Source organism: Acinetobacter lwoffii, from assembly GCF_052078135.1.
GTDB classification, from domain to species: Bacteria; Pseudomonadota; Gammaproteobacteria; order Pseudomonadales; family Moraxellaceae; genus Acinetobacter; species Acinetobacter lwoffii_Z.
The window spans coordinates 88,651-114,742 of record NZ_JBQGUZ010000003.1 but is presented as its reverse complement, the minus strand read 5'-3'; the positions used below and the strand labels follow the sequence as shown (position 1 = coordinate 114,742).

Here is a 26,092-nt window from a genome sequence, read left to right as displayed (position 1 = left end):
GTAATGAAGAAATTGACACAGGCAGTTTTTGAGGAACGTCGCGCAATCCTCGCTGGGGAAATTGGTTTACGCAGTATCGCCATTATCACGACCAGTCCGGTAGCTATGCGTAACCGTGATGCAGATTATAAATACCGCGCCGACAGTAGTTTCTTCTATTTAACTGGATTTGCGGAACCTGAAGCTGTGGCTGTGATTGAAACCTTTGACACTGAAGAAGAAGGCTATAGCTACAGTTTGTTCTGTCGTGAACGTAATCGGGAAATGGAAATCTGGAACGGCTACCGCGCGGGTATTGACGGGGCTATTCAGGATTATGATGCAGATGAAGCCTATGCGATTGATCTGCTCGATGAAGAAATTCTGGAAAAATTACAAAATAAAGATCAGTTATTTTATCGCATTGGACAGCATGCAGAGTTTGATGCGCGTGTCGCCAAATGGATTGCGACTGCAAGTGGTGAAAGCCGTCGTGGGACTTCTGTGCCAGCGCAAGTAATTCAGCTGGATCGTATTGTTGATGAAATGCGTCTGCATAAAGATGCAAATGAAATTGAATTGATGCAGATTGCTTCCGATATTTCTGCTGATGCACACACGCAAGCGATGCGAGCAGTACGTCCGGGCATGATGGAATATGCGCTGGAAGCCGAGCTGAATTATATCTTTGGCAAAAATGGCGGTGTTCCGGCCTATAACAGTATTGTCGGTGGCGGTGAGAATGCCTGCATCCTGCACTATGTAGAAAATGACAAAGAACTGAAAGATGGCGATTTGGTCCTGATTGATGCTGCGGCTGAATATCAGCTTTATGCTTCTGACATTACCCGTACCTTTCCGGTGAATGGTAAATTCAGCCTGGAACAGAAAGCCTTATATAATGTAGTGCTGGATGCTCAAATCGCTGCGATCAATGCTGTGCAAATTGGTAACTCGTATAAAGAACCGCACAATGTTGCGGTGCGCATCCTGGTGCAGGGTTTGCTCGATCTTGGCTTGATGCGGGGTAATATCGACGAGATTATAGAAAAAGAAGCTTTCCGTCAGTTCTACATGCATGGTACGGGACATTGGCTCGGTATGGATGTACATGATGTCGGTGCTTATAAGGTTGATGGTGAATGGCGCTCGTATGAAGAGGGCATGGTTGTGACCGTTGAGCCGGGTCTTTACATCGCGCCTGATGATGAAACAGTGGATGCCAAATGGCGTGGAATTGGCATCCGGATTGAAGATGATGTGGTGGCCACTGCAAATGGTCCGCTGGTTTTAACTGCAAAAGTTGTCAAAACGGTGGAAGAGATTGAAGCATTGATGGCGAAAGCGCGCGCTGCCTAATCTAAGAAAAATACAGAAAGCCGGTCGCGAGATCGGCTTTTTTTATGACATTTCTATGCCGTTTTAAACAAGAATTCCTAGCTATATCGAATCGATCAAAAAGTGACTTAGCTTACGTTTATCTCGAACAAGTCAAATAAAACTAACCTAAGTAAAATTTACAGCTTAAAAAGTGACACGAAGTCAACACAGAAAATCTGTTTTTAGCATCAAAGCTACATATTAAATGCGCTGAGATTCTCATACTTTCTCTGATCCTTAAATAAACTTAAATAACAGCAGGAGAACACTTATGAGATTAAATACGATTGACTGGATTGCTTATGCTTTAACAATCATTGGTGGCATTAATTGGGGTTTAATTGGTGCATTCGATTTTAATTTGGTCGCTGCAATCTTTGGTGATATGAGCGCCTTATCTCGAATTGTTTATGTATTGGTTGGTTTGTCGGCATTGTACCTGATTTATACAGGAACGAAGTTGGGTAAAACAGTACACCACACAGATCATCATACCAATATTGTGCGTTAAGCTAATCTTCTTGGGCGAGTTTCTTGCAAGATAGGATTCATGTCTTCGAGTAACTTGCCGAGAGGATAGAAATAGTGTGGAAGATGAAGAAACCTCGGTAGATTTCCGGGGTTTTTTATTAGGTGTTTATACGTTATTAATAGAATCATCCCCAGATCTACAACAACACTTAGCTAAAGATTAATGATTACTATCATACAAATAAGATTAGGTTGTACATGGTTGGATAAATTTTTTTTAAAATATCTGTTAGCTAAAAAATCGAGTTATATTTATAAAACTCTCTCAAAATAAGAAAATAATAGTGATTGAAAATGGGCCTTCTGCTCCTGACAGTGATTATCAGCTTATTTATAAATGGCTTGATTCACAATTTTATCATTCAGGATTTACCAGTAGCAATATATATTCAAAATTGTGCGAAGCGAGTAGATCGAGTTATACCAATTTGACTAGGTTTGCGATCGAATCGTATAAGTGCCAAATGAAATTACCACATTCCGTTTTTTAATGCCGAGTTGATAGAAGTGAGTATAAATATTTTAGTTGCTGAATTAAAGACAACTCGGTTGGAGTTAAGAGTATATAAAGTTGGAGATGAATTTTCATTATTCTAAGAGTATTGTGGCGACGTTGAAGCATCAAAATACTTACAACGACAGATGCATACAACAGTCGGTCAAACTCAGCAGATGTTACAGAAATGGGCGTTAAGCTATTGGCAGCAACCGAGTGACGGATTTTCATGGGTGATTGCTGAGCGAAAAAGTCATCTGGCAATCGGGTTACTAACGATCATTCAACAGCAAAATAACAGCCTTGAAGTTCATTTCGGACTTGGTCCTCGATTTCAGGGTCAGGGCTATATGCTTGAGGCGATGAAAGCGGTGATTCAGTATTTTAAACAATATCTTACACTTAAATCACTGGATACTTTCTGCGATGCAGAACATATACAGGCACACCAAGTGCTGTTAAAGACAGGGTTTGAAATCGTTGAACGGATCAATGCTTATACTCTATTGCCGAAGTTAGGTAATGAAAAGCGTGATGTCTTGATTTTTCAATATAGGCTGGATCATCATGAAGAAAACTAAATAAAACGAATCATTATAAAAATTTAAAGCCTTGAGGTAAGATAAAACCAGTATACGTTTTATGTAATTCGCCATAGATGCGAATAAACAGATAAGGAAGTAAGCATGCAACAAGAAGTCATCATTGTCGGTGGTGGGATGGTCGGCTTAAGCCTCGCATTGATGTTGGCGAAAACCAATATTGCAGTCAAACTGTTGGAAGCCATCAAATATCCAGATTATGATGATGAAAATCTTGCGCCCTATCATTCCAGTTTTGATGCACGTAACAGTGCCTTGTCACGCCGTAGCGTGCAGATTTATCAGGAACTTGGACTTTGGAATGCCTTGCAAGAACATGCTACCCCAATTCTGGAAGTGAATATTACCGAACAAGGCAGCTTTGGTAAGGCCCGACTGAAAGCCGAGCAGGAAAAAGTCGAAAGCTTTGGTCAGGTCATTGAAAATGCCTGGCTCGGTCGTGTACTGCTGACCCAAGTCAAAAAAGAGCCATTGATTGAACTGATTGATGGTGTTCAAGTGACATCCCTTATCCAAGATACAGACTTTGCTTATATCGAAGCTCAGCGTGGTGAATCGTCACTAAAATTACAGTCCAAACTGGTTATTGCCGCCGATGGGCGGGATTCTTTCTGCCGTAAAGCCTTGGGTATTGGTGCGTCAGAACATGATTATGATCAGGTTGCGATTGTGACCACAGTACAAACTTCAAAGCCACATGCTCATGTGGGCTTTGAGCGTTTCAGCCATTTAGGGCCTTTGGCACTTTTACCACTACCGGGTGAGTATCGTCGTTCAGTGGTCTGGCCAGTGAAAAAAGGTACTGAAGGAGAATGGTTGGGGGATGAAAATGACCAGCATTTTCTGGATGCCTTACAGGAAACGTATGGCGATCGTGCTGGAAAGTTCCAGAAAACCGGTAAGCGGTTCAGTTTTCCATTGTCTCAAGTATTAGCCGAAAAACAGGCTGTTGGCCGTGTCGTGTTGATGGGCAATGCAGCACATACGATTCATCCGGTCGCTGGTCAGGGTTTTAACCTGTGTATGCGTGATGCGCATGTGTTGGTACGCTACCTCAAGGAACAGCAGGCACAAGGCGCAGACTTGGGTGATGCTGCAATATTACAAGACTATGAAAAATCTCGTCTCAGTGACCAGCAACGTGTAATCAAGTTCTGTGATTCAGTGGTGCGTGGCTTTAGTAACCAGAATCCATTCTTAAAGCTGATTCGTAATACGGGTTTAATCGCTTTTGATACGATTCCTGGCATCAAGCCACTGGTTGCAAATTATGCCATGGGGTTAAAAGCATGAGCTTAAATCAAACTAACGAAATATTAGACGTCGTCGTTATTGGTGGTGGGCTGGTTGGTGGACTTACAGCGCTTCTGTTAGCTCAAGGTAGCGTGCAGCCTACAGTGCTAGATGCAGCGCCAATTCTGAATGCAGATAAAACCTTAAGTGCGGCCAATCCGCGTGTTCTAGCTTTAAGTCAAGCAACTATTCATCTACTAAAAACGGTGGGTGTCTGGGAAAATTTAGAACGTCAGCAGCCTTATACCGGCATGCAGGTCTGGAATAAAAATGGCTATGGCGAAATCAATTTTGGCCAGCCTTCAGAAAAAACACCCTCGGTAGAACAGGCTTTAGGCTCGATGGTGGAACCAAGCATTCTGAATCTGGCCATTCAGCAAAAGATGCTGGAAGATGTTCAAGATTATAGAACACAGGTTAAAGTCAGCCGCGTTGAACGTGGTGTGGGTGTATGGATCATTCATCTGGCCGATGGTACTCAGCTTAAAACCAAGCTGGTGATCGGCGCCGACGGTGCCAATTCCTTTGTTCGTGAGCAAGCGTTCATCGATATTGATGTACTGGACTATAAACAGGCGGGCATCAGTTGTGCCATTAAAACTGCACAACCTCATCAGCATATGGCACGTCAGATTTTTCTCGAAACCGGTCCATTGGCTTTTCTACCTATGGCCAGCCTTAATCCGGAAGAGCAGGGACACTGGCAATCGATTGTCTGGACCTTGCCAGAGGATTATGCCGAAGAATATGCAGCGTTGTCAGATGCTGAGTTTACCCAGCTATTAACCCGTGAAAGCCAGCATATGCTGGGTGAAGTATTGCAGGTGACACCACGTGCCACTTTCCCTTTAAAAGCCCGCGCCGCCCAGCAATACGTTCAAGATGGTTTAGCACTGATTGGAGATGCCGCACATGTCATTCATCCACTAGCAGGTCAAGGGGTGAATATTGGCTGTCTGGATGCTGCCGTGCTTTGTGATGTTTTGCTGCATGATCAGGCGCGTGGCGTATGGGCACATGAGCAGACCCTAAAACGCTATGAGCATCGCCGTAAGGGCCAGAACGATGCCATGATGCACAGCATGTCTGCGATTGGCTGGATGGAAACCACATTATTCTTCCCGATGGTTTGGGCACGCAATTTCGGCCTGAAACAGGTAGAAAATCAGCCCATGTTGAAAGATGCATTTATGGCGCAAGCCAATGGTCTGGGTTTACTTAAAGACACACGCTACGCAGCTTAAGACAGAAATGTAAATTTTTTAAACAAACACCAATAAAGAGTAACGATTTTGTTTAAAAAAGATACGATTTTTTGATGTTTGGTACTAGGCGAAGGTCGAAGAGATTGCTAAATTTCACTTAATTCGATACCTGACTTGGAATACCAAGCGAGGGCCATTTTTGGGGAGATGCAAATGACAGACATGAATGATTATGATGACGACGTTGAAGATTCAATTGTTGACGATGATGAAGCAAAAGCCGCTGAAAAAGGCGCGGTCGATAGCACAGAGGTCGTCAGTGATACCGATCTTGTAGAAGCTGAAACTTTGACCGTCACTGCAAAGCTGAAAAAGCGTCAAGCACTTGAAGACGAGATTGCGGCTTTCCTTGCCAGTGGTGGTCGTATTGTTGAAGTGCCGGCAGATGAATCAGTAGCCAAAGAATAAGTTATTGATTAACTTGTTTCTTATAAAAAACACCACATTCAATGTGGTGTTTTTTTTTTGCAAATCCAAACGTAATAGAAAATCTAAAGCAATTAGTCGTTTGCCGAAGTCAGTTCTAAAGCACGTTGATAAGCGACTTTCTTTTTGATTCCGGTTAAATCTGCCGCCAGTTGTGAAGCAGCTTTGACCGAAAGGTCCTGTAATAGGCGATTCAATAATTTATCCAGCTTTTCCTGATCCAGATCTTTTTCTTCGGTGGCACCGCCAATCACCAGAACAATTTCGCCTTTTTGCTGATTGTGATCATTGCTAATGAATTCCACCAATTCACCCAAGGTCATTTTCTTGATAGTTTCAAAAGTCTTGGTGATTTCTCGCGCAAAACCGACCGGGCGATCTGCTCCGAAAACGCTGGCCATATCTTTAACGGACTCCAGAATCCGGTGCGGTGCTTCATAGAAAATTAAAGTCTGGGTTTCATCTTTCAGTTTTTCCAGATTCAGCAGGCGCTGACTTTGTCTGGATGGCAGAAAACCTTCAAAGCTGAAGCGGTCACTCGGCAAGCCAACAGCACTTAAGGCAGCAATAGCCGCACAAGCACCAGGTACAGGAATCACGCGAATATTATGCGCTTGTGCAGCACGGACAAATTTAAAGCCAGGGTCGCTAATCAGGGGAGTGCCAGCATCACTGATCAGGGCCATATCTTCGCCATTCAGCAGGCGCTGGATCAGCTGATCAATCTTGTTGCTTTCATTATGCTCATGGCAAGCGGTCAGAGGTGTTTGAATATTAAAGTGTTTAAGCAATTGTGCTGAAGTTCGTGTATCCTCGGCAGCAATAAGACTCACCGACTTTAACACCTGAAGTGCACGATAACTAATATCATCTAAGTGCCCGATTGGAGTCGCAACAACAAATAACTGAGCACTCATAGGTTTCTCCATGTGGAATAAATTGAATAATAAAAAATGGAAGATTAAAAATAAAATATTGGGCTTGTGTTTAGTCAGCTACATCAGCAGCGTACAAGCAGAAGTGCTGATCATTCTACCCGAATCCGGGCCTTTGGCGCGAGCTGCATCGAGTATCAAACAGGGTTTTCTCAGTGCTTATGCTACTTCCGGGCAGAAAGTTCCATTAAAATGGGTCAATTCCAATCAGAAAAATATCTCCCAGCTACTGAAACAGCATGTCAATAAAAAGACCAAAATGGTGGTGGGTCCATTGGCACGTAGCGATGTGGAACAACTACTCAAGAGCAAACCTAAAGTACGTACCCTCAGCCTGAATGATGTAGCAGGGTCATCACCCCAAGTCTGGCAATTCAGCCTGTCCAAAAAAGAAGATGCCGCTGCCTTAAAAACCTTATTGCACAAAGATGGAATTCAACAGCTGCTGATTTTACGCCAGCCGGGCAGTGAAGCCGAGTATGAGCTGTTGCTGATGTCATTGTTCAGTCAAAGTGATCTGAAATTCAAGATCGTGAACAAGACGCCCATTTTTTTAATGCCAAAACAAGGGCTGTTATACCTCGGCAATGCAGAAGGGCTGGCTGCCATACCTGAATTAAGCCATAAACGGATGTATACCGTGGCCAATGCGATTAGCGAACAGCATAAACCGCCACAAGGGATCAAGTTCTGTGATGTACCTGTGCTTTACTTGGCTGACTGGCCGGATGTTCTACAGGCTTATGCCCAGGAACCGGTCAATATGTCCTATCAGCGGCTGATTGCTTTCGGTGGCGATGCCTGGCAGATCACCCAGCAGTACCTGTCACAACCGCGTTCACAGAATATTGAATTTCAGGGTAGAACTGGCCGGATACAGATCAGTGAACACAGCATTCAGCGTAGTCCAGAATGTTTCCAGTACAGTGGCACAGGCGTCAAGCTACTATGAGCGAAAGAGCAATGCTGCGACAGCAATTAGGTGCATGGGCGGAGCAGCAAGCGGCCCAATTGATGCAAAACCATGGATTTCAGTTCCTGGCAGCCAATTATCACAGTCGCTATGGCGAGCTGGATCTGATTCTGGTGCGTGATCAGGAACTGGTCTTTGTGGAAGTCAAAGCACGTGCGCAAACCCGATATGCGCAAGCGATCGAGTCGATTTCCAGAGCAAAACAGGGAAAGATGCTCAAGACTGCGATGTGCTTTATTCAGAAAAATCCACAATTTGCACACTATTACTATCGTTTTGACGTGATTTGTTTTGATTTTAAACAGCAATTTGCAAAAACCATACAGCATGACTTTTCGCAATACCCTTATGATCTGGAATGGATTGAAAATGCTTTTACTTTTGATCAAGAGTTTATTAACCTTTGAACAAAATAAGGTCTAAAGATGCTTATATTTGCTTCAAGATCATTGTAAAGTTCAAGCAGAATTGACATGATCTGAGCTTGAAAACAGATTATTAGATTGAAAAAGACGTAATAAAATGAAGGAGTCTTGCTGAGTGGTTAAGCGTATTGCAATAACAATGCTGTGTGTCGCAAGTTTATCAGGTTGTGCCAGTTTTATTTCCAGCGGCACAGGTACGGCTCCTGTAGGAACTGAAAGTGGGGCGCGTACCTTGGGGCAGGTATTTATTGATTCCTCAATTGTCCGTACTGCAAAAATTAATCTTTATAAATTGGATTCGCGCTTTAAGCAGGCCCGGGTCAATATTGAAAGTTTTCATGGCAATGTCTTATTGACCGGTCAGGTGCCGGATGCCCATTTAAAGCAACTGGCTGAAGACAATGTCAAATCCATGAGTGATGTCAAAGCGGTACATAATTTTATTACTGTAGGCAATCAGATCAGCTATAGCACCATCATGCAGGATACTGCAGTGACTGCAAATACCCGTGGCTTGATCATGAAAGCGACTGTGGTGGCGGATAGCAAGGTGCATGTGCATACTGAAGATGGCGTATTGTATGTAATGGGGCGTTTAAATGGTGCCGAGATTGCTGACCTGAATCAGGTGCTACAACAGGTGGGTAATGTCACCAAAATTGTGACCTTGATCGATAATGTTGAGCAATCCTCAAGTCTGGCCAATCAGAATTTTGCCGCACCGGCATATGCGCAGCCGGGTATTGAACAGACGCCGGTTGCCATTGATCCTAATACGGTTGAACCGACCTATGAACCATAAGGTCGGCCAGTTTAAAACCCAGCTCTCACAGCGTATTCTGCAGTTTCAGCAACATTATCAAGATTTTCGGTTATACGATTTTGGCAGTTATGCTTTAAATCGTTTGACCCCGAAACAGGGTTACACGGTCGAAACCCAATTGGCCTATGGTCTGAAATCCCGGCAACGCTTTGACCTGTTTCGGAGTCAGCAGCCTTTGCCACATCGTCCCCTGATTGTGTTTGTACATGGCGGTGCCTGGTTGCATGGCGATAAAAAGGATTATCAGTTTATTGGTGAGGCTTTTGCCAAAGAAGGTTATGACGTGGTGCTGATGAATTATCATTTGGCGCCACAACATATTTTCCCGACCTATATTCATGATCTGCATCTGTTGCTAAATCATTTGCAGCAGACAGCTGGACAGTTGCAGATCTGTGCAGAGAATCTGGTCTTGATGGGACATTCTGCCGGGGCCTTTAATGTGATGTCTGCCTTATATCATCCGCAATCTGCCAGTATTGATCACAGTCAAATCCGGGCGATTATTGGTCTGGCAGGACCTTATCATTTTGATTATAAAAATGATCCCATCTGTGCCGATGCATTTGATCAGGCGGTGCCTTATCAGCAGGTCATGCCTTATTATTTTGTTAGAAATAGCTCAACCCTGCATTATCTGTTTATTGCCGAAAAAGACAAGATTGTTGGGCATTTCAATAGCCAGGATTTGGACCGCGTACTGAAAGAGAAGGGCAATCATAGCCATTTGATTCAAATTCCGAAACTTGGTCATATTACGATTGTGGGTTCACTCTCCAGTTTGTTTAGCCGTTTTTTCCAGACCAAGGCACAGGTGCTTTGGGCGCTCGAGGATGCATTTAAATCTTAAGACTGATATTTGGTTTAACCAAGCAATAGATAAAAAAGAATCCAGGAGAGATCATCCACTGGATTCTTTTTTTGAGCCGTTGAGCTAAATCTTTCAAATACAGATTTATAGCCAGGTCTTGGTGTCGTCTGCGACTGCCGTGCCTTGGGTCACATGCATGATCATGGCATGAGCAATACTGCCTTTAAACGGAATTTCAGGCAGCTGATCGAATTTAAAGAATTGTGCATCGCTAATTTCTTCTTCCTGCAACTGTAGCTCACCACCAGCATATTCTGCCTTGAAGGCAATCATCAGGTTACTTGGAAACGGCCAAGGCTGGCTGGCCAGATACTGGATATTCTTGAGCTGCAGACCGACTTCTTCCAGCGTTTCACGACGTACTGCATCTTCCAGAGTTTCACCCACTTCAACAAAACCGGCAATCAGGCCATACATGTGGCTTTTGGTATTGCGCGCGTTTTTGGCTAGCAAAATCTCGTCTTTGCCTTTGGTAATAACAGTAATAACGCAAGGCTGTACCCGTGGATATTGACGGTAGTTGCAGGATGGGCAGACCATGGCATATTCAACAGCATGCGCTTCAGTCGCTGTACCGCAATGACTACAGAATTTATGGTTACGGCGCCATTCTAAAAGTTGTACCGCACGACTGGCCTGTTCGAATTGCTGGGTATTCCAGAACTGTAACAGCTGACGGATAGGAACCAGTTGCAAGCCTGCAGGAATTGACTCATCGGAAAGGAGGTCACGGGCAATCACCTGATCACCCGTGTGGAGTAGCAAATCACTTGCCAAGGCTTCAACCCGTGGAAGTTGAAAGTGTTGATCGACCAGCAGTTGCTGTTGTTGAAAAATATAAGCAAGTGATAATTTGGACATTAGGCAACTATTTTGAGTTTCTCACTACTGTCTAATGCTACCTGAAACATCGCCTGTAATACAGGCTGTTTGTTCTTTAAGTTATCAATCATCATATCGGCACTGGCCAGAGTGTCTAAAGCACGATGAATTTCTTCCGGACTTAATGCAATCGACAGATCAATACGGTTCTTGATGAATTCTGCAGTGGTGGTGAATGCAGTACGAACATGTTCTGCATTCAGGAACAGCATCGCGCCGCCAATCTCGCAAAACTGTACTGGAACAGGTTCGAGTGCAGTCAAGTCATGATCTTGCAGGTAATTGCTGAGAATCTGGCTGGAAAGCTCAATTAGAGCCTTAGTTTCAGTGAGTAAAGCAGCGTGTGCTTCATCCAGACGGTCCAGAGAAATATTCATGTTGTTGACGCGCAGCTGCAAGCGGCTCGAAGTGTGATGACGTTCCAGTACGCCAATCGAGTTCATGGCAGACAGAATGACATTCATCAACTGCTGGGCAAAGCTGGCATCCTGCATCATCTCCGGCTGGCTCAGTGAAGCGGCCTGACGGGTCAGGTCATGATAGGCTTCATTCAGGTTCAATACCTTGAAGATATTCGCCAGATTATTCAGTTGTGCCTGCAGTTCCTGAGTCTTTTCAGGCGTCATGTTCTGATAGTTGAACTCGATGTCATTACGAATTTGCGCCATTTCCGTGGTCACCAATTCGCTGATGGTATGCATGGTTTCAAAGTCTGGGCCATACAGATGGCGACTGAAGACCTGTAATTGCATATCGGTCAGCAGGTCATCGCCCACATTGAGCTGGCTACGGATAGATTGCGCAGTTTCATCTTCCTGACTGATACACAGGCTGAGCACATTGGCCAGATCAGCCAGCGAAGCCTTGAAACTGTCTGCCGAGCTAAAATACTGTGCCATGTTACGTTCAATGCTCACCAATGTGCGTAGGCGTGGCTCATTAATCAGCAGGTGATCAATATTGTTCAACGCGACATAGACCAGATTCCAGTACTGCTTGCTGTCATGTTGTTCTGCAAGTCCTGCCAGATAAGCCCCCACCAGTTTGATGGCTTGCAGATCCAGTTCACTTTCTTCCTGATTGATCAGCTTGTTGAGTGACAGCTTATACAGGCGGTGTACATATTGGGATTTTTCCAGACTTGGTGCTTGTGGCAGTGCAAAATCAGGGGTGACGCAATCCAGTAGCGATTCTACATGCTGGCCTTCAGTCGTCAGCGGTTTACCCAAAGCCAGTTCCAGACGGTTCAGGGTATCCAGCAAAAACTGTGGAATTTTCACTTCACGCAAACAGATAAATTCGATATAGCGTTTCAGCATGGTGGTGCCTTCACTCAAGGCGATCACTTCTTGAGTATTGACCTGCGCCGGATTCCCCATAATCTTGCGCATCAGTTCTGCTGAATATTGAGCGACTTTTGCCAGACTGGACATGTCGATGAGTGCCAGAACTTGGGCGCATTGTTCGAACTGATTTAATGCATCATCAATACCAAAAGGTAAAGTCTGGTCTTCTACCAAGGTGCTTACTGCTGATTCGACTAACTTGATCGAGTTATCAACCTCATTTTTTATTATCAGTAAAGCTGTTGGATCAAAATGTATAGAGGTTTGGTAAGACATGATCTGCACCTTTCCTGGAGTATTATCTATATATGAGCCCCGCTTTAAACTACGGGGCCTCTTTGTATTTACTATAACTGAAGAACGATAGTTTTAAACCTAAAGTATCCCCGGAAATGTAGATTTTATTTCGCGAAAAGGCAAGCAGTTCCATGTTTTTCTTCGAATTGTTTGACCCAATTCTCATGTTCCTGTAATTCCTGTTCTGACGGGAGAATCACCGGTAATTCAATTTCAACTTTGGCCATCCCTGAACGGCTGTTCTGGTCTTCAGACTGGGACAGGGCATCGATATCAAAAGACACCTGTCCACCGGTCATCGCCAGATAAACATCGGACAGGATTTCCGCATCGAGCAAGGCACCGTGGAAAGTACGGTCACGTTGTGGAATCTCGTAACGGCGCACTAAGGCATCCAGCGAATTTTTCTGCCCGGGATGCTTGGACTTGGCCAGTGCCAAGGTATCGGTGACGTCACAAACCTCGGAGAGTGCTTTAAAACCTGCACGTTTGAATTCCATATCCAGGAAGTTCATATCGAAGGTTGCGTTATGCGCAATAATTTCCGCGCCGTGTAAATAGTCAAACAGCACTTGAGAAATTTCTTCAAACAGCGGTTTGTCTTGCAGGAATTCGTCGGTGATCCCGTGGACATTCACAGAATCGCCGACCGGTGTTTTCGGATTGATATAAATATGAATCGAGCTGCCGGTCAGTTTGCGGTTAATCATTTCCAGCGCGCCGACTTCAATAATCCGGTCACCATCCTGATAATAAAAACCGGTGGTTTCAGTATCCAGAATCAGTTGTCGTGGGCCATGCAGCTGTAACTTGGCCGGTGTAATGACAATTTGCGGATGTATCTCAGTCGAGGCAGATGCGTCTGAAGATGAAGCATCTTCATTGCTGTCCGTTGCTAAAACTTCAGTCTGTACAATTTCTTCAACAGTCACTTCGATGATTTCTTCCGGCAGGTCTTCCAGCTCTTCTTCACTCTCAGCCAGATCCAGACCGAAAGGATCATCTAGCAACCAGTCGGGTTCAGATTTTTTTTTATCTTCAGACATTGAAGGGCTTTGCTTGGATTTTTTCAGGGTTTCATCAGCACCCAGATTGGCCAGCTGATCGGCCATTTCATTGCCCGGATGTCCGGCATGACCTTTGACCCAGTGCCATTCGATGTCACGTCCCTGACAGACTTCATCGAGCTTTTGCCACAGATCCGGATTTTTGACGTCTTTCCAGTTTTTCTTTTTCCAGCCGTGAATCCATTCGGTAATGCCTTGTTTGACATACTTGGAATCGGTATAGATCACCAGTTTGTCTTGCTTGTCACAGAACAGAATCCCTTCAATCGCAGCCGTCAGTTCCATGCGGTTATTGGTAGTATGATCTTCACCGCCATAAATTTTGTGTTCTTGTTGGCCATTAACAATGTACGCACCCCAGCCGCCTAAACCCGGGTTGCCGCGACAGGCGCCATCAACATAAAGTGTGATAGTGTGTGACATAGATTAAATCCGATCAAAATAGAACAAGCTGGAAGGCTTATTGTATAGCGCAAATGCAGTCGATCAATCTATATGTCCGGGATTTTTTAATTTCTTGTAACATTTAACGTGAAATCGCGGTAAATTATTGGCTTGAGTCTTCGACATGCTTCACTACAATGGCATATCTAAAAAATAAATTTATATACGAGTTGTTTGGATTTCTTTATGTATAAACCAACCGCAATTTTGTGGCAGCCGACATTACCTACATTTTTAAAATATTCTGTACTGGGAACTGCGCTTGCTTCTCTAGGACTGACGGGCTGTTCATCTACACAAAGTGCGACCCAAACAGCATCAAGCAAGCAGGTTGGATCACAATATCTGGATGCCAGCAGTCTGGATGGACTCGAAGATTTACTCTCTGCAACGGATATGCGTGCAGTCGAAGGCGACCGTTTACAGATTCTGAAACATGGTGATGTCTGGAAACGCATGACCGTAGGTTTCAAGATGGACTTAAGTGTCTGGAATCCGCGGATTGATGCGCAGCGTGGCTGGTTTATTTCACGTCAGCCTTATCTGGATCGCTTAAGTGCGCGTGCATCACGTTATTTATATTACACAGTAAAAGAAGCAGAACGCCGTGGCATGCCGACCGAGTTGGCACTGTTACCGATTATTGAAAGTTCTTATGACCCGGCAGCGACCAGTAGTGCGGCGGCAGCAGGTTTATGGCAGTTTATTCCAAGTACCGGCCGCATTTATGGTCTAAAGCAGACTTCTTTATACGATGGTCGTCGTGATGTGGTGGAATCTACCCGTGCAGCCTATGAATTTTTAGGCAGTCTGTATAACCAGTTTGGTTCTTGGGAATTGGCGCTCGCTTCTTATAATGCCGGCCCAGGCCGTATCCAGCAGGCGATTAACCGTAACAAAGCTGCAGGTCTGCCTACCGATTATTGGTCATTGAAACTACCACAAGAAACCATGAGTTACGTGCCACGTTTCCTGGCGGTTGCACAAATTATTAAAAATCCGGGCAGTTATGGGGTGAGTTTGCCACCGATTGCCAACCGTCCGCATTTCCGTGAAGTACCGGTCGGTGTTGCCAGTTTAAATGAAATTGCAGCGATTACCGGTTTGAGCCGTGCAGAACTGTATCAATTAAACCCGGGTCATCGTGGTGATCATATTGACCCTGCAAGTCCGCGCCGTATTCTGATTCCTGCTGACTTAAGTCCTTCAGTGGATGAGAAGCTGAAAAAATTATCCGGTTCAGGTGGTTTATGGGCGAGTAACACGAACAGCTTGCCGCGAAATACGACGACAGTGGTGCCCACCAGAGCTGCACCGCCAGAATTAAATACCAAAACGATTACACCTTCTAAACAGACTCCGCCAGCGGTTGTTAGTAATCAGCCTGCAACGACCGTTGCTAAAACAACGACTCCGGCTAAAGCTGCAAGTACGCCACCTGTCGTCACAGCAGCGGTAAGTACCGCGACAACGGCAAATACTGTGACCCAGACTACGAAAAAGATTTCGACGCCTAAAGGCTCATCTGCCTTGGCCAGTTTTGCGGCACAAAGTGATTTGCCAATTCCAAGTGCGCCGCGTATTCCGGTAGCTGTAACACCTGCAGCGCCAGCGAAACAGATTCAGGTCGAACCACCGATTTCGGCAGCTGAGCGTCAGCAAGTTCAGCAGGCGGTCATCGCACAGGATATTCAGAAAACTGTAGATGAAATTCTGCAGCCTGTTGCAACACCGGCAGAACAGGCCCAAGTGGTTGAAGAGCTGAAAGCATTGGCGCCGGCTGGCACAGAAATTGTTGATCCTTATGACGGTAAAATCAAGCTGACTGCCATTCAAACCAGCCTGTCTGTTGCTGAGCAGCAAGGCAAAGAGCTCACCAAAGGCTTTTCTTATCCGAAAGAAGTTGCTGACAATACCACTGCGAACTCGGTTGAAGCCAAGCTAAATCAGGGCAAAAATTACGTCAAGACGGATTCTGAAGTGGTAGTGGTTGCTCCAAAAGGAAAACGCAGTACCTATAAGGTGTTACCAGGTGATAATCTGGCAATGATTGCGGCTAAAAATGGGGTGAACTGGCGTGATGTGGCGAAATGGAACCAGATTGATCCAAATTCTCCACTGTATGTGGGCACCACCATTTATCTGTATGATGCCAAACCTGTACAGGAAGCCAGCAAAGCCAAAGAAAAGCCGGAAACTTATGTGGTTCAGGCCAATGACTCTCTGACTAGCGTAGCGACCCAGTTTGGTTTTAGCGTGAAACAACTGGCTGATTTTAATGGACTGAATAGTAATAGCGGTCTGTTTGTTGGGCAAAAGCTGTCATTGAAAGATACAGGGCAGTCCAAAGCCAAAGTTGAAGACACGAAAAAAGCTGAAACTGTCAAGGTTCAGACCAAATCCTATACAGTGAAACGTGGTGAGTATCTGAAACTGATTGCCGATCGTTATGGGCTTTCAAATGCTGAACTGGCATCCTTGACTTCAGGTCTGACTGCCGGTAGCAGTCTGATGGTGGGACAGAAAATCAATGTACCACTTCAGGAAGTTGAAGGGCTAACGGCATCTAGCCAGAAAACTGAGCAGAAGTTTGAAAATGTCAAAGTCGATCAGACTGCGACTGAAAACTATCAGGTCAAACGCGGTGAAACCCTGTATAGCATTGCCAGTCAAAGCAAGCTGAGTGTTTCTGAACTGGCTGCATTGAATGGGTTGTCTGCCAATAGTGGTTTACGTATAGGTCAGACCATCAAGATTCCAGCCGGCAGTCAGATCCCTGAAACCTATACGGTTCAAGCGGGTGATACGCTGACCGGCATTGCCGCAAAATACAATCTGTCAATGGACCAGGTGGCGAGCCTGAATGGCATGTCACGTAATGCCGGCTTGCGTGTGGGACAGCGCCTGAAACTCAGTGGTGAAGTTGCTGAACCGGTACGTGAAGTGGTTGCTGAAACTGCGACGAAGAATACAAAATCGGATTCGCATGTGGTGAAGTCAGGTGAAACCTTAAGTTCTATTGCACGTCAGTATCATTTACAACTGAAATATCTGGCAGATTTAAATGGCCTGAATACCAATAGTACGGTGCGTATTGGTCAGCGTTTAAAAATTGAGGGTGACTTTCCGGTAGATAAAAAAGTTGAAGATGTGAAAGTGGCAACTAAGCCTGTAGCTTCTAAGGCAACTGAATCCTATACCGTTAAATCAGGCGAATCCCTGAATGCAATCGCCAGCCGTTTAGGCATAAGCGTGACCGACTTGGCTCAATTAAATAATCTAAGTCCACGCGCAGGATTAAGCGTCAGTCAAACCATTCAGATTCCAAAACTGGTGACTGATTATAAAGTCAAACGCGGTGATACCTTAATCGGTCTGGCTTCACGCTATGGTATGAACAGCAATGAACTGGCGGAAATGAATGATCTCAAACCGAATACGCAATTGCGTATTGGCGATGTGATTAAAGTACCGAATTAATGAATGGATCATGAGATTCGCTCATTTATTTAAAACTTTCAGGTTTATCTGGCTAGCCCCGCTGTTCGTGAGTAGCAGTTGGGCAGCCCTGATCACCACCCCATATATCGCGCTATATAACCAGCCGAAATATGCCCAGGCCAAATCCCTGCCTTATGCCAATCCGCAAGCAACGAAAGGCGGTACGCTGATTCTGGCAGCTGATGGCAGTTTCGATAATTTAAACAGCATGAATGGCAAGGGCAATGTCACTGAAGGGGGCAACTATATTTTTGACAGTTTGCTGTCCAAGTCACTGGATGAGCCCGGTGTGTACTATCCCTTGCTGGCGGAAAAAGTCAGTTTTGACCCCAAGAAAACCGCCTTTATTATTTTTCATTTAAATCCGAAAGCACGGTTTAGTAATGGCCAGCCGGTAACTGCACAAGATGTCAAATACAGTTTTGAACTGTTTCAGACCCAGTCCAATTTTGGCCTGCAGATGTATTTGGCTGATTTAAACCGGCTGGAAGTCCTGTCACCTTTACAGGTCAAAATGCATTTTAAATCCGGACATAATCCGGAAATGGCGATGATTGTCGCGCAGATGCCCATTTATTCTAAACAGGAATGGCAAAAACGTAATTTTAAAGAATTGACGCTGAAACCGATGCTGGGTTCAGGGCCTTATGTCATTGAACACATAGATGCTGGACGTAGTATTAGCTACAAACGCAATCCCCGATACTGGGGCAAAGACTTGATGGTCAATCGCGGGCGTTATAATTTTGACCGGATCAAGTATCATTATTATCGTAGTCCTGAAATCAAGTTTGAAGCTTTCAAGTCGGGCCAATTTACCTTGCATGAGGAAAAACAGGTCAACCGCTGGGTGAAAGACTACCAGTTTCCCGCCGTTCGGCAAGGACAGGTGCAGCGTTACCGCTTTCAGCATCACAACCCGATTCCGACCCAGAGTCTGATATTCAATACCCGCCGTCAGCCTTTTGCCGATATCCGTTTCCGCCAAGCCTTGAGTTTTGCCTATGACTTTGAATGGCTGAATAAAGCCATGTTCTATGGTGAATATCAGCGCCTGAACAGCTTTTTTTCCAATAGCGAGCTTGCATCTCATGGACGGCCAGGCATTCAAGAACTGCACATTTTAAAACCCCATTTAAAGCAGCTTGATCCGGTTCAACGTCAGGCTGTACTGCAGGACTGGAAATATCCTCAGTCAGATGCCTCCGGTTTTAACCGGAACAATCTGTTAAAAGCCCGTCAATTGCTATTAAAGGCAGGCTATCGTTATCAACAGGGGAAGTTGGTCAATGCTGCGGGCCAACCGGTACAGATTGAGTTCCTGTTGCATCAGGCGGAGCAACAGCGTGATCTGATGCCATATCTACGTCATTTAAAACGCTTGGGCATTCAGGCCAGCATTCGTATGGTAGAAACCGCGCAATATTATGAACGGCTGCGGAATTATCAGTTTGATATGATTGTTGATACCATGCCGCAATCCCTGACACCGGGGCAGGAGCAGAAACAGTTCTGGGGCAGTCAGGCCGCAGCGCAGTCAGGTAATTATAATTATGCCGGTATTCGAAATCCGGCCATTGATGGAGTCATTCAGCAGGTGACTCAAGCTCAAAACCGTGAACAGCTGGTGAATAGTACCCGAGCATTAGACCGTTTACTGCGAGCAGGCTATTATCATATTCTGACTTATGGTACGGGCGAATACTGGTATGCTTACTGGAATATGTATCAGCAGCCGCAACGAAAACCTAAACTCTCCGCCGGGATTGATTACTGGTGGGTCGATGCAGAAAAGGCCAGACATGTGGCTGATTATTTCAAACAGCATTAAGCTCCAAGCCTATCAGGGAGTGCCATGAGCACTTATATTCTCAAACGTCTGTTGCTGATGATTCCAACCTTGCTGATCATTTTGCTGATCAATTTCATGGTGATCCAGCTGGCACCCGGTGGTCCGGTGGAGCAGGCGATTTATCAGGCGCAACAGGTGAATGGTTTGGCGCATACCGGATTGCAGTATCAGGGAAAGCAAGGCCTCACACCGGAGATGCTTGAGCAGATCAATACCCAGTACGGCTTTGACCAGCCGCTGCATATCCGCTTTTGGGAAATGGTAACGCGTTATGCGCAGTTTGATCTGGGGCAGAGTTTTTTCAAAGACAAGCCTGTGACTGAACTCATCTGGCAAAAATTGCCAGTATCGCTTTCTTTAGGCTTGTGGAGTACCTTGCTGATTTATCTGGTCTCCATTCCTTTAGGGATCAGGAAAGCCCGCAAACATGGCAGTCTGTTTGATCAGACCACCTCTCTAATGTTGGCCGTGGGCTATGCCATTCCAGCCTTTATTTTTGCCATTTTACTTATCGTTTTTTTTGCTGGCGGGTCTTATCTGCACTGGTTTCCCTTGCAGGGCATTCGCTCTGAAAATTTTGCTGAACTCTCATTCTTTGCGAAAATTCATGATTATTTCTGGCATATGGCCTTGCCGCTGTTGGCCATGGTGCTTGGCGGATTTGCCAGTTTGACCTATCTGGTCAAATTTTCTTTTGTGGAAGAGCTGAGCAAACAATATGTCCTGGCTGCGCGGGCCAAAGGTTTAACTGAACATGCAGTGCTGTATCGGCATGTATTCCGGAATGCCATTTTAGTGCTTATCGCAGGTTTGCCCGAAGTTCTGATCGGGGTGTTTTTCGTGGGCAACCTGTTTATCGAGATTATTTTTAATCTGGATGGGTTAGGTGTTTTAGGTTTTGAGGCGATTATCCAGCGTGACTATCCGGTGATTTTCGGTACTTTGTTTATCTTTACCTTGCTCGGTCTGATACTGCGTTTACTCAGCGATTTGCTCTATCAACTGATTGATCCAAGGATTCATTTCAGTTCACGTCGAGGATCACAATAATGTCTTCCTTGATGCAAGTACGCTGGCAACGTTTTAAGCAGCATAAGCTGGGCTTTAGCTGCTTCATTATTTTCAGTGCTATTTTCATCATTTCCTTGGGTGCAGAACTGATTGCTAACGATAAACCCTTGCTGGTGAAATATGATCATGCTTTTTATCTGCCCATCCTGAAATCCTATCCGGAAACCAATTTTGGTGGGGTATTTGAGACAGAAGCAGAATATAAAGATCCGGCTGTGCAGCAACTGATTGCAGAAAAAGGCTGGGCGATCTGGCCCATCATTCCGTTTTCCTATCAAACGCCAAATTTTGAACTGGCTGAACCGGTGCCATCGCCCCCGAGTGCGCAAAACTGGCTGGGAACAGATGATCAGGGCCGTGATGTTCTGGCACGGATTCTATATGGTTTAAGGATTTCATTACTGTTTGGTTTTGCTCTGACTTTATTGTCTGCGGTGCTGGGAATTTTAGCAGGGGCAATTCAGGGTTATTATGGTGGATGGATTGACCTGATCGGGCAACGCATACTCGAAGTCTGGAGCGGTTTGCCGATGCTGTTTATGGTGATGGTACTGGTCAGTCTGTTTACCCCGAGTATTTACTGGCTGTTTCTGATCATGCTGTTATTTGGCTGGACCACACTGGTGAGTATGGTGCGCGCTGAGTTTTTGCGCGCCAGAAATCTGGAATACGTCTGGGCAGCAAGAAGTATCGGGGCCGGGGATAGACGGATCATGTTCAAACATATTCTCCCCAATGTGATAGGTTCTAGCCTGTCACAGTTACCTTTTATGCTAACCGCCAATATTACTGCACTAACAGCGCTGGATTTTTTAGGGTATGGTTTGCCACCTGATTCGGCATCCCTAGGGGAACTCTTGCTTCAGGCCAAAAACAACTTAAATGCGCCGTGGCTAGCATTGTCGGGATTCTTTAGTTTGGCCATTGTACTGAGTTTGCTGATCTATATGGGAGAAGCAGTACGGGATGCTTTTGATCCAAGAAACTAAATCACAAAAATCTTTAACCATGAAAAAATAAGCAGATAAAATTGTGTAAATTTGACAAGACTGATTGTCAATTGTTCTGGCTTACGTTATAAACGAGTACAAAATAAAAGTAACGTATCAGGACAGATCATGACTCAATTGGCCCATTCCATTCAAATTCGCAATACCACTTTCAAAAATCGCATCATCAAAGGTGCCATGAGTGAAGCACTGGCCAATGATGCCGGCCAACCCAATCAGGCGCATTTCAAGTTGTATGAAGCATGGGCCGAAGGTGGCTTGGGTTGTGCTATTACGGGTAATGTCATGGTGGATTATCGTGCCAAGAATGAACCGGGGGTCGTAGTGGTAGAAACAGAACGCGATCTGGCGCAGCTCAAAGTCTGGGCCGACGTAGGCAAACAGCATGGCATGGTACAACTGGTCCAGTTGTCGCATCCGGGCCGCCAGTGTCCCAAGGGCCTGAATCAAGAAACGGTTGCCCCGTCCGCAGTCCCATTTAGTCCGGCTTTGGCAATGAGCTTTGGAACCCCGCGGGAACTGCGTGAAGATGAAATCCTGGATATTATCCAGCGCTTTGCCACTTCGGCTGCTATCTGTGAACAAGCAGGATTTGAGGGGGTGCAGTTGCATGGGGCACATGGTTATCTGATTAGCCAGTTTCTGTCACCGCTGACCAATAAGCGTCAGGATCAATGGGGTGGTAGTATTGAGAATCGCACCCGTTTCTTGCTGCAAACCTATCAGGCTGTTCGTGCTGCGACTTCGGAAAATTTTATTATTTCAGTCAAGCTGAATTCAGCTGATTTCCAGCGCGGTGGTATTAGCGAAGAAGATGTCATTTATGTCTTTAAGGCGATGGACGCTGCAGGCATTGATATCATTGAAGTGTCAGGTGGTAGCTATGAAGCACCTGCGATGGCCGGCGTGAAAGCAGACAAGCGCAAGGCCTCGACCATTGCTCGTGAAGCCTATTTCCTCGATTTTGCCGAAAAAATCCGTCAGGAAGTGAAGTGCCATATCATGGTCACTGGTGGATTCCGAACTGTTGAAGGCATGAATGCCGCGCTTGACAGTGGTGCTTGTGATTTTGTCGGGATTGCACGTCCCTTTGCGGTAGAACCTGACTTGGGCAATCGTCTGGTTGCAGGGCATGATGTACGTTATGCGGTTGAGAAAATTAAAACCGGTATTCCAATGGTCGACAAAATGGCGATTATGGAAATCATCTGGTATGCCGCGCAGTTTAAAGAAATTGCCAAAGGCAAGCAGCCTAATCCAAAGCTGTCACCACTAAAGGTCTTTTTGCAGTATCTGAAAGGCAATGTCAAAGCGGTGATCAAGGGACAATTAAACTCGCGAAAATCGGCTTAATCTTTATTAAAAAACCGGACACTGCAAATGTCCGGCTTTTTAATTTCTGGCACTTAGGGGTGCTTTAGGAATAATGCATCGCCTGGGTCTGAAAAGGAAATAATAACTGGCTTAACTGACGAGTCGCCCATAAACCAATTTCAGTATGATGCATATGCGGTGCAGTATAAGGAATCAGTAAATCAATTTTCTGTTCCGCACCTTCACAGCGCATGAAGCGACTTTTTAACTGATTCAAGCGCTGCTGGTCCATACGGCTCATTGCAGGTTCAATTTTTGCCTGTGATGGGGTTGCACTACGTGAGGACAGGCGAGTTGCCAAGCCTGCGCCCTGAATCCAGTCTTTAATAATCTGTTTTTCGGTCGCATTAAAGACCCCAAACATTTTACCTTCCGGATGATCTATCATTTTCCAGAAACGGCTTTGCTCCACTGGTGCATCTTTTACGATCCAGCCTTTGTCAATCATGACCTGCAAAAACTCGGCAATCTGGGCAGGATCGGATAACCAGTCATTGATGGTCTTACCACTAAACTGGCATTTCTGATTATGAATATATTGACCAATCAGCGCTTTATTCTGGAACACTTTTAAAGCCATCTGTTCAATATCTAGTTCCTTGATGATTTGGGAAGAACTTCTACCCAAGTCATTTAGAACATAGCCTTTTTTAATCAGTTCAAGATAAATTTGTGGATCTTCAGCTTGATTAAAATGCTGGATAAACGCTTGCAGGGATTTCTGCGCATGACCATTGTGAACATTATCAATAGTAATGTGCACATTGAAATAATGCGGATCGATACCCAGTTCAGCCAGTTCATAATTGGTGATTAACAGATGTAGCGGTAACTGTTCATAGCCGAGATTAAAGCCAATGACCAAAGGTAAATATTTGGCTGGGGCATAAGCTAGTGCTAGCTGTACGGCAGCCTGTTCGTAGTAACTGTCATCCAAATGCTCGGCGTAACTGTTCAGCTCATAATGACTCAACAGGTCCTGATACATGGTGACATGATTGGCACGCGGATGCCCTAAACCAAGCTCTTCGAGATAGATGTAAATCAAATCTTTTAGCTCGGGCTGATTACAGTTTGGCACGGTCGAATATAACCAGGCACCATCGACCAGTTTGACCGGTGCAACTTTCGCCAGGAATTCGAAAGCATGAGAAACCGTTGGAAAATATTCCCGAGGTTGCTGCTGTTTCCGGCGATTGACATAGGTCTGGAAAGTGGCACAAATCTGATGATGTTGTTCTAAAAGATGCTGTTCAACCTGTGCAGGCTGATCTAACCATCCAAGTGTATCAATATCTAAATTTTTAATCAGATGGCTCAAATAAGATTCGGCTTTTTCGGTTTTGGTATATGTCGAAATTTCAGTATCTTGAAAAAAGTCGACCCAATCCTTAAAGCTTTTAATTTGATAATTATGATTTTTATTTGGCGATAAAGGTAAACTTAGCTCTGTGCTGACGAACATAATCTGATCCTTGCAGATTTCTCTTGATTTACCTTAACGTGCCCTCTAAAAGCAGGGTGTTGAATTTTTGTTCTAATTTATTGGTGTATTGCTTTAAATGAAAATGAACGGATATTTCTATGCATAGAAATGTTAAAACAATACAAATTGTAAAATTAAGAATGGGATGGCAGCCCCCAGAAAGAGAGCTAGATTTGAACGAATGATAAAAACAAGGTTTAAAGTTTTCAGAAATAAAATTTGCAAGATAAAAAAAGCCCGAGTCGCAATGCTCGGGCTTTTTGTTGAGATGTTGCCATCTCGAATATGGCGTCCCTACGGGGATTCGAACCCCGGTTACCGCCGTGAAAGGGCGATGTCCTAGGCCTCTAGACGATAGGGACAGTACAGAAGATAAATTTTAAAACCGCTACTTTTAGCTTGAAGTAATGGCGTCCCTACGGGGATTCGAACCCCGGTTACCGCCGTGAAAGGGCGATGTCCTAGGCCTCTAGACGATAGGGACTTAATAAAATGTACTTCTGAAAATTGGCGTCCCTACGGGGATTCGAACCCCGGTTACCGCCGTGAAAGGGCGATGTCCTAGGCCTCTAGACGATAGGGACGTTTCAGAGGTGGGCGTATAATAGGGTGAAAACAGGGGGGTGTCAAACGCATTTCCATAAAAAAAATGATTTTCTGGGTTGAGTGCATAAATTTAAAACAATCTAGAGAAAATACTGGAAAATTACATGGTTTAAGCTGGATTTTTAAGCAATTCCAGAATTGCTTCTACTACCTGCGGATGGAGTAAATAGCCGGTAATATCATGCGGGCGGTGAATATGGGTACGAATGCCGTGGTTAATAATTGCGGGTTGAAACTGAAATGGCGGTTGTGTAAGAGGAAAGGCGGTAAGAAAATCATCAGTTGAATAAAAATTTATCCAGTCGCCTGTAATTGCTGCAGGTCGTACAATGGGTTGCGGTAAATGTGACTGGATCACCTGAAAGGCTAGTGGCGATCCTAAAGTAATAAAACGCTGTACATTCAGTTCAGGATGTTGGATGAGATAGTTATAGGCAATCACACTGCCCAGAGAATGAGCAATCACAATACAAGGTTTGCGACCATTCAATTGCCGGGCAATCCGCTCATGAACTTCCTTCATGAAAGCAGGATTGTCGAGATACAGATAGGTTTCAATCAGAAATTTCTGAAGCAGGCTCCGATGCAGACTGGGAAAATAATTCAGCAATAATACAAAGTCTCGCAGTGCAACATTTTTGCTTAGCGTAGTAATAAATTTGAATTTCTGTTTGAAATCCATCGGCTCATTCAGATGAAGCTGAGGAAGATCTGAAATCACGGGCTTGCGCCAGCCAGGACGTGGAACTGGTGCAGGAAGCTGAGGATGGACAGGTTGACGGAAACGAAAGCTGGGCCATTGCTTGGGCATCAAGGTTCCAGCATTCAGGATGTTGCGAACGTTATAGTGTGAAAGCAAGTCTCCATAAAATGGAATGTGAATGTGACGTCGTAAATAACTGAATCTGGCATCATGACGGTGTTTGCGAATGCCTTTTTGAAGTATATGCAGCCAGCGCTGGCGAATCGATGCAGCACTGTGATGTTGCTGGTTCATTCCATGAATAAAAATAACTTTCATCGATACCTCACGGAGGTCGATCTATATATTCACAGTATAGAGAAAATTGCGGCAAGCCAAGCTGCACTTTTTGTGGCGTTAATGTGTAAATTATCTTTGATAAAACAATCATTAACAGACATCCGTATATTTATAA

At 44.8% G+C, this 26,092-nt stretch carries 21 protein-coding genes and 3 tRNA genes; 15 read left to right on the top strand and 9 right to left on the bottom strand.

The genetic code is table 11. The features are described from left to right. Positions 1 to 3: 3 nt before the first annotated feature. The 6 genes from pepP to ACTL4S_RS02920 all read left to right on the top strand — a co-directional run bounded on the left by pepP (position 4) and on the right by ACTL4S_RS02920 (position 5,954). The gene (pepP, locus tag ACTL4S_RS02945; protein WP_441298720.1) at positions 4 to 1,338 is read left to right on the top strand and encodes a Xaa-Pro aminopeptidase; all 1,335 of its coding nucleotides are present in this window, start codon (positions 4 to 6) and stop codon (positions 1,336 to 1,338) included. A 292-nt stretch (positions 1,339 to 1,630) separates the two neighbouring features. Beyond that, positions 1,631 to 1,870 (top strand): DUF378 domain-containing protein, encoded by a 240-nt coding sequence (locus ACTL4S_RS02940; RefSeq protein WP_004279510.1) that lies wholly within the window; start codon positions 1,631 to 1,633, stop codon positions 1,868 to 1,870. Positions 1,871 to 2,532: 662 nt separating this feature from the next. Then, complete coding sequence (locus tag ACTL4S_RS02935) at positions 2,533 to 2,967, top strand: GNAT family N-acetyltransferase (RefSeq protein ID WP_253143925.1); 435 nt, start codon at positions 2,533 to 2,535, stop codon at positions 2,965 to 2,967. A 105-nt stretch (positions 2,968 to 3,072) separates the two neighbouring features. Further along, the gene (ubiH, locus tag ACTL4S_RS02930; protein WP_441298719.1) at positions 3,073 to 4,281 is read left to right on the top strand and encodes a 2-octaprenyl-6-methoxyphenyl hydroxylase; all 1,209 of its coding nucleotides are present in this window, start codon (positions 3,073 to 3,075) and stop codon (positions 4,279 to 4,281) included. Further along, a complete protein-coding gene (locus ACTL4S_RS02925) occupies positions 4,278 to 5,525 on the top strand; it encodes an FAD-dependent monooxygenase (protein WP_441298718.1) in 1,248 nt (415 codons plus the stop codon). The genes ubiH and ACTL4S_RS02925 overlap by 4 nt, the downstream gene beginning before the upstream one ends. 174 nt (positions 5,526 to 5,699) lie before the next feature. After that, on the top strand, positions 5,700 to 5,954 hold the full coding sequence (locus ACTL4S_RS02920) for a hypothetical protein (protein WP_004646359.1): 255 nt from the start codon (positions 5,700 to 5,702) through the stop codon (positions 5,952 to 5,954). A 92-nt stretch (positions 5,955 to 6,046) separates the two neighbouring features. Here ACTL4S_RS02920 and rsmI read toward each other — a convergent pair whose 3' ends face one another. Then, positions 6,047 to 6,889, bottom strand: a complete 843-nt coding sequence (gene rsmI / locus ACTL4S_RS02915) for a 16S rRNA (cytidine(1402)-2'-O)-methyltransferase (RefSeq protein WP_004279519.1) — start codon at positions 6,887 to 6,889, stop codon at positions 6,047 to 6,049. A gap of 10 nt (positions 6,890 to 6,899) precedes the next feature. Between rsmI and ACTL4S_RS02910 the strand changes: the two genes are divergently transcribed. From ACTL4S_RS02910 to ACTL4S_RS02895, 4 genes are all read left to right on the top strand, one after another. Beyond that, positions 6,900 to 7,859, top strand: coding sequence for a penicillin-binding protein activator (locus ACTL4S_RS02910; protein WP_441298717.1), 960 nt, complete (start codon positions 6,900 to 6,902; stop codon positions 7,857 to 7,859). An 11-nt stretch (positions 7,860 to 7,870) separates the two neighbouring features. Next, on the top strand, positions 7,871 to 8,287 hold the full coding sequence (locus ACTL4S_RS02905) for a YraN family protein (protein WP_081407909.1): 417 nt from the start codon (positions 7,871 to 7,873) through the stop codon (positions 8,285 to 8,287). Between the two features lie 133 nt (positions 8,288 to 8,420). Next, positions 8,421 to 9,107 carry a BON domain-containing protein gene (locus ACTL4S_RS02900; protein WP_441298716.1) on the top strand — a complete coding sequence of 229 codons (687 nt, stop codon included), beginning with the start codon at positions 8,421 to 8,423 and terminating at the stop codon, positions 9,105 to 9,107. Further along, complete coding sequence (locus tag ACTL4S_RS02895; RefSeq protein ID WP_441298715.1) at positions 9,097 to 9,978, top strand: alpha/beta hydrolase; 882 nt, start codon at positions 9,097 to 9,099, stop codon at positions 9,976 to 9,978. Before ACTL4S_RS02900 ends, ACTL4S_RS02895 begins: the two co-directional genes overlap by 11 nt. A gap of 105 nt (positions 9,979 to 10,083) precedes the next feature. Here the strand turns inward: ACTL4S_RS02895 and nudC are convergent, their stop codons facing one another. The 3 genes from nudC to dnaQ form a co-directional block, all read right to left on the bottom strand. Further along, positions 10,084 to 10,860, bottom strand: a complete 777-nt coding sequence (gene nudC / locus ACTL4S_RS02890; RefSeq protein WP_253147624.1) for an NAD(+) diphosphatase — start codon at positions 10,858 to 10,860, stop codon at positions 10,084 to 10,086. After that, complete coding sequence (locus tag ACTL4S_RS02885) at positions 10,860 to 12,503, bottom strand: chemotaxis protein (RefSeq protein WP_085064806.1); 1,644 nt, start codon at positions 12,501 to 12,503, stop codon at positions 10,860 to 10,862. The genes nudC and ACTL4S_RS02885 overlap by 1 nt, the downstream gene beginning before the upstream one ends. 125 nt (positions 12,504 to 12,628) lie before the next feature. After that, positions 12,629 to 14,014 carry a DNA polymerase III subunit epsilon gene (gene dnaQ, locus ACTL4S_RS02880; RefSeq protein WP_247143346.1) on the bottom strand — a complete coding sequence of 462 codons (1,386 nt, stop codon included), beginning with the start codon at positions 14,012 to 14,014 and terminating at the stop codon, positions 12,629 to 12,631. Positions 14,015 to 14,221: 207 nt separating this feature from the next. On the opposite strand from dnaQ, the gene ACTL4S_RS02875 reads away from it, so the two are divergent. The 5 genes from ACTL4S_RS02875 to ACTL4S_RS02855 all read left to right on the top strand — a co-directional run bounded on the left by ACTL4S_RS02875 (position 14,222) and on the right by ACTL4S_RS02855 (position 22,822). Next, positions 14,222 to 17,515 carry a LysM peptidoglycan-binding domain-containing protein gene (locus tag ACTL4S_RS02875; protein ID WP_441298714.1) on the top strand — a complete coding sequence of 1,098 codons (3,294 nt, stop codon included), beginning with the start codon at positions 14,222 to 14,224 and terminating at the stop codon, positions 17,513 to 17,515. A gap of 10 nt (positions 17,516 to 17,525) precedes the next feature. Next, entirely contained in the window at positions 17,526 to 19,367 is a 1,842-nt protein-coding gene (locus ACTL4S_RS02870; protein WP_441298713.1) for an extracellular solute-binding protein, read from the top strand. A 24-nt stretch (positions 19,368 to 19,391) separates the two neighbouring features. After that, positions 19,392 to 20,438, top strand: coding sequence for a microcin C ABC transporter permease YejB (gene yejB / locus ACTL4S_RS02865; protein ID WP_441298712.1), 1,047 nt, complete (start codon positions 19,392 to 19,394; stop codon positions 20,436 to 20,438). After that, positions 20,438 to 21,448 (top strand): ABC transporter permease, encoded by a 1,011-nt coding sequence (locus tag ACTL4S_RS02860; RefSeq protein ID WP_441298711.1) that lies wholly within the window; start codon positions 20,438 to 20,440, stop codon positions 21,446 to 21,448. Before yejB ends, ACTL4S_RS02860 begins: the two co-directional genes overlap by 1 nt. 129 nt (positions 21,449 to 21,577) lie before the next feature. Beyond that, positions 21,578 to 22,822 carry an NADH:flavin oxidoreductase/NADH oxidase family protein gene (locus ACTL4S_RS02855; RefSeq protein ID WP_441298710.1) on the top strand — a complete coding sequence of 415 codons (1,245 nt, stop codon included), beginning with the start codon at positions 21,578 to 21,580 and terminating at the stop codon, positions 22,820 to 22,822. Between the two features lie 64 nt (positions 22,823 to 22,886). Here ACTL4S_RS02855 and ACTL4S_RS02850 read toward each other — a convergent pair whose 3' ends face one another. The 5 genes from ACTL4S_RS02850 to ACTL4S_RS02830 form a co-directional block, all read right to left on the bottom strand. Beyond that, a complete protein-coding gene (locus ACTL4S_RS02850) occupies positions 22,887 to 24,308 on the bottom strand; it encodes an iron-containing redox enzyme family protein (protein WP_441298709.1) in 1,422 nt (473 codons plus the stop codon). Positions 24,309 to 24,615: 307 nt separating this feature from the next. Beyond that, positions 24,616 to 24,691 (bottom strand) — tRNA-Glu (locus tag ACTL4S_RS02845). Positions 24,692 to 24,737: 46 nt separating this feature from the next. Beyond that, a tRNA-Glu gene (locus ACTL4S_RS02840) sits at positions 24,738 to 24,813 on the bottom strand. Positions 24,814 to 24,837: 24 nt separating this feature from the next. Next, a tRNA-Glu gene (locus ACTL4S_RS02835) sits at positions 24,838 to 24,913 on the bottom strand. 131 nt (positions 24,914 to 25,044) lie between these two features. Beyond that, entirely contained in the window at positions 25,045 to 25,956 is a 912-nt protein-coding gene (locus ACTL4S_RS02830) for an alpha/beta fold hydrolase (RefSeq protein ID WP_441298708.1), read from the bottom strand. Positions 25,957 to 26,092 lie beyond the last annotated feature (136 nt).

Coding starts and splice junctions, on each gene's coding strand:
- pepP (WP_441298720.1), top strand. CDS start 4: ATGAAGAAATTGACACAGGCAGTTTTTGAGGAACGTCGCGCAATCCTC.
- ACTL4S_RS02940 (WP_004279510.1), top strand. CDS start 1,631: ATGAGATTAAATACGATTGACTGGATTGCTTATGCTTTAACAATCATT.
- ACTL4S_RS02935 (WP_253143925.1), top strand. CDS start 2,533: ATGCATACAACAGTCGGTCAAACTCAGCAGATGTTACAGAAATGGGCG.
- ubiH (WP_441298719.1), top strand. CDS start 3,073: ATGCAACAAGAAGTCATCATTGTCGGTGGTGGGATGGTCGGCTTAAGC.
- ACTL4S_RS02925 (WP_441298718.1), top strand. CDS start 4,278: ATGAGCTTAAATCAAACTAACGAAATATTAGACGTCGTCGTTATTGGT.
- ACTL4S_RS02920 (WP_004646359.1), top strand. CDS start 5,700: ATGACAGACATGAATGATTATGATGACGACGTTGAAGATTCAATTGTT.
- rsmI (WP_004279519.1), bottom strand. CDS start 6,889: ATGAGTGCTCAGTTATTTGTTGTTGCGACTCCAATCGGGCACTTAGAT.
- ACTL4S_RS02910 (WP_441298717.1), top strand. CDS start 6,900: ATGTGGAATAAATTGAATAATAAAAAATGGAAGATTAAAAATAAAATA.
- ACTL4S_RS02905 (WP_081407909.1), top strand. CDS start 7,871: ATGCTGCGACAGCAATTAGGTGCATGGGCGGAGCAGCAAGCGGCCCAA.
- ACTL4S_RS02895 (WP_441298715.1), top strand. CDS start 9,097: ATGAACCATAAGGTCGGCCAGTTTAAAACCCAGCTCTCACAGCGTATT.
- nudC (WP_253147624.1), bottom strand. CDS start 10,860: ATGTCCAAATTATCACTTGCTTATATTTTTCAACAACAGCAACTGCTG.
- ACTL4S_RS02885 (WP_085064806.1), bottom strand. CDS start 12,503: ATGTCTTACCAAACCTCTATACATTTTGATCCAACAGCTTTACTGATA.
- dnaQ (WP_247143346.1), bottom strand. CDS start 14,014: ATGTCACACACTATCACACTTTATGTTGATGGCGCCTGTCGCGGCAAC.
- ACTL4S_RS02875 (WP_441298714.1), top strand. CDS start 14,222: ATGTATAAACCAACCGCAATTTTGTGGCAGCCGACATTACCTACATTT.
- ACTL4S_RS02870 (WP_441298713.1), top strand. CDS start 17,526: ATGAGATTCGCTCATTTATTTAAAACTTTCAGGTTTATCTGGCTAGCC.
- yejB (WP_441298712.1), top strand. CDS start 19,392: ATGAGCACTTATATTCTCAAACGTCTGTTGCTGATGATTCCAACCTTG.
- ACTL4S_RS02860 (WP_441298711.1), top strand. CDS start 20,438: ATGTCTTCCTTGATGCAAGTACGCTGGCAACGTTTTAAGCAGCATAAG.
- ACTL4S_RS02855 (WP_441298710.1), top strand. CDS start 21,578: ATGACTCAATTGGCCCATTCCATTCAAATTCGCAATACCACTTTCAAA.
- ACTL4S_RS02850 (WP_441298709.1), bottom strand. CDS start 24,308: ATGTTCGTCAGCACAGAGCTAAGTTTACCTTTATCGCCAAATAAAAAT.
- ACTL4S_RS02830 (WP_441298708.1), bottom strand. CDS start 25,956: ATGAAAGTTATTTTTATTCATGGAATGAACCAGCAACATCACAGTGCT.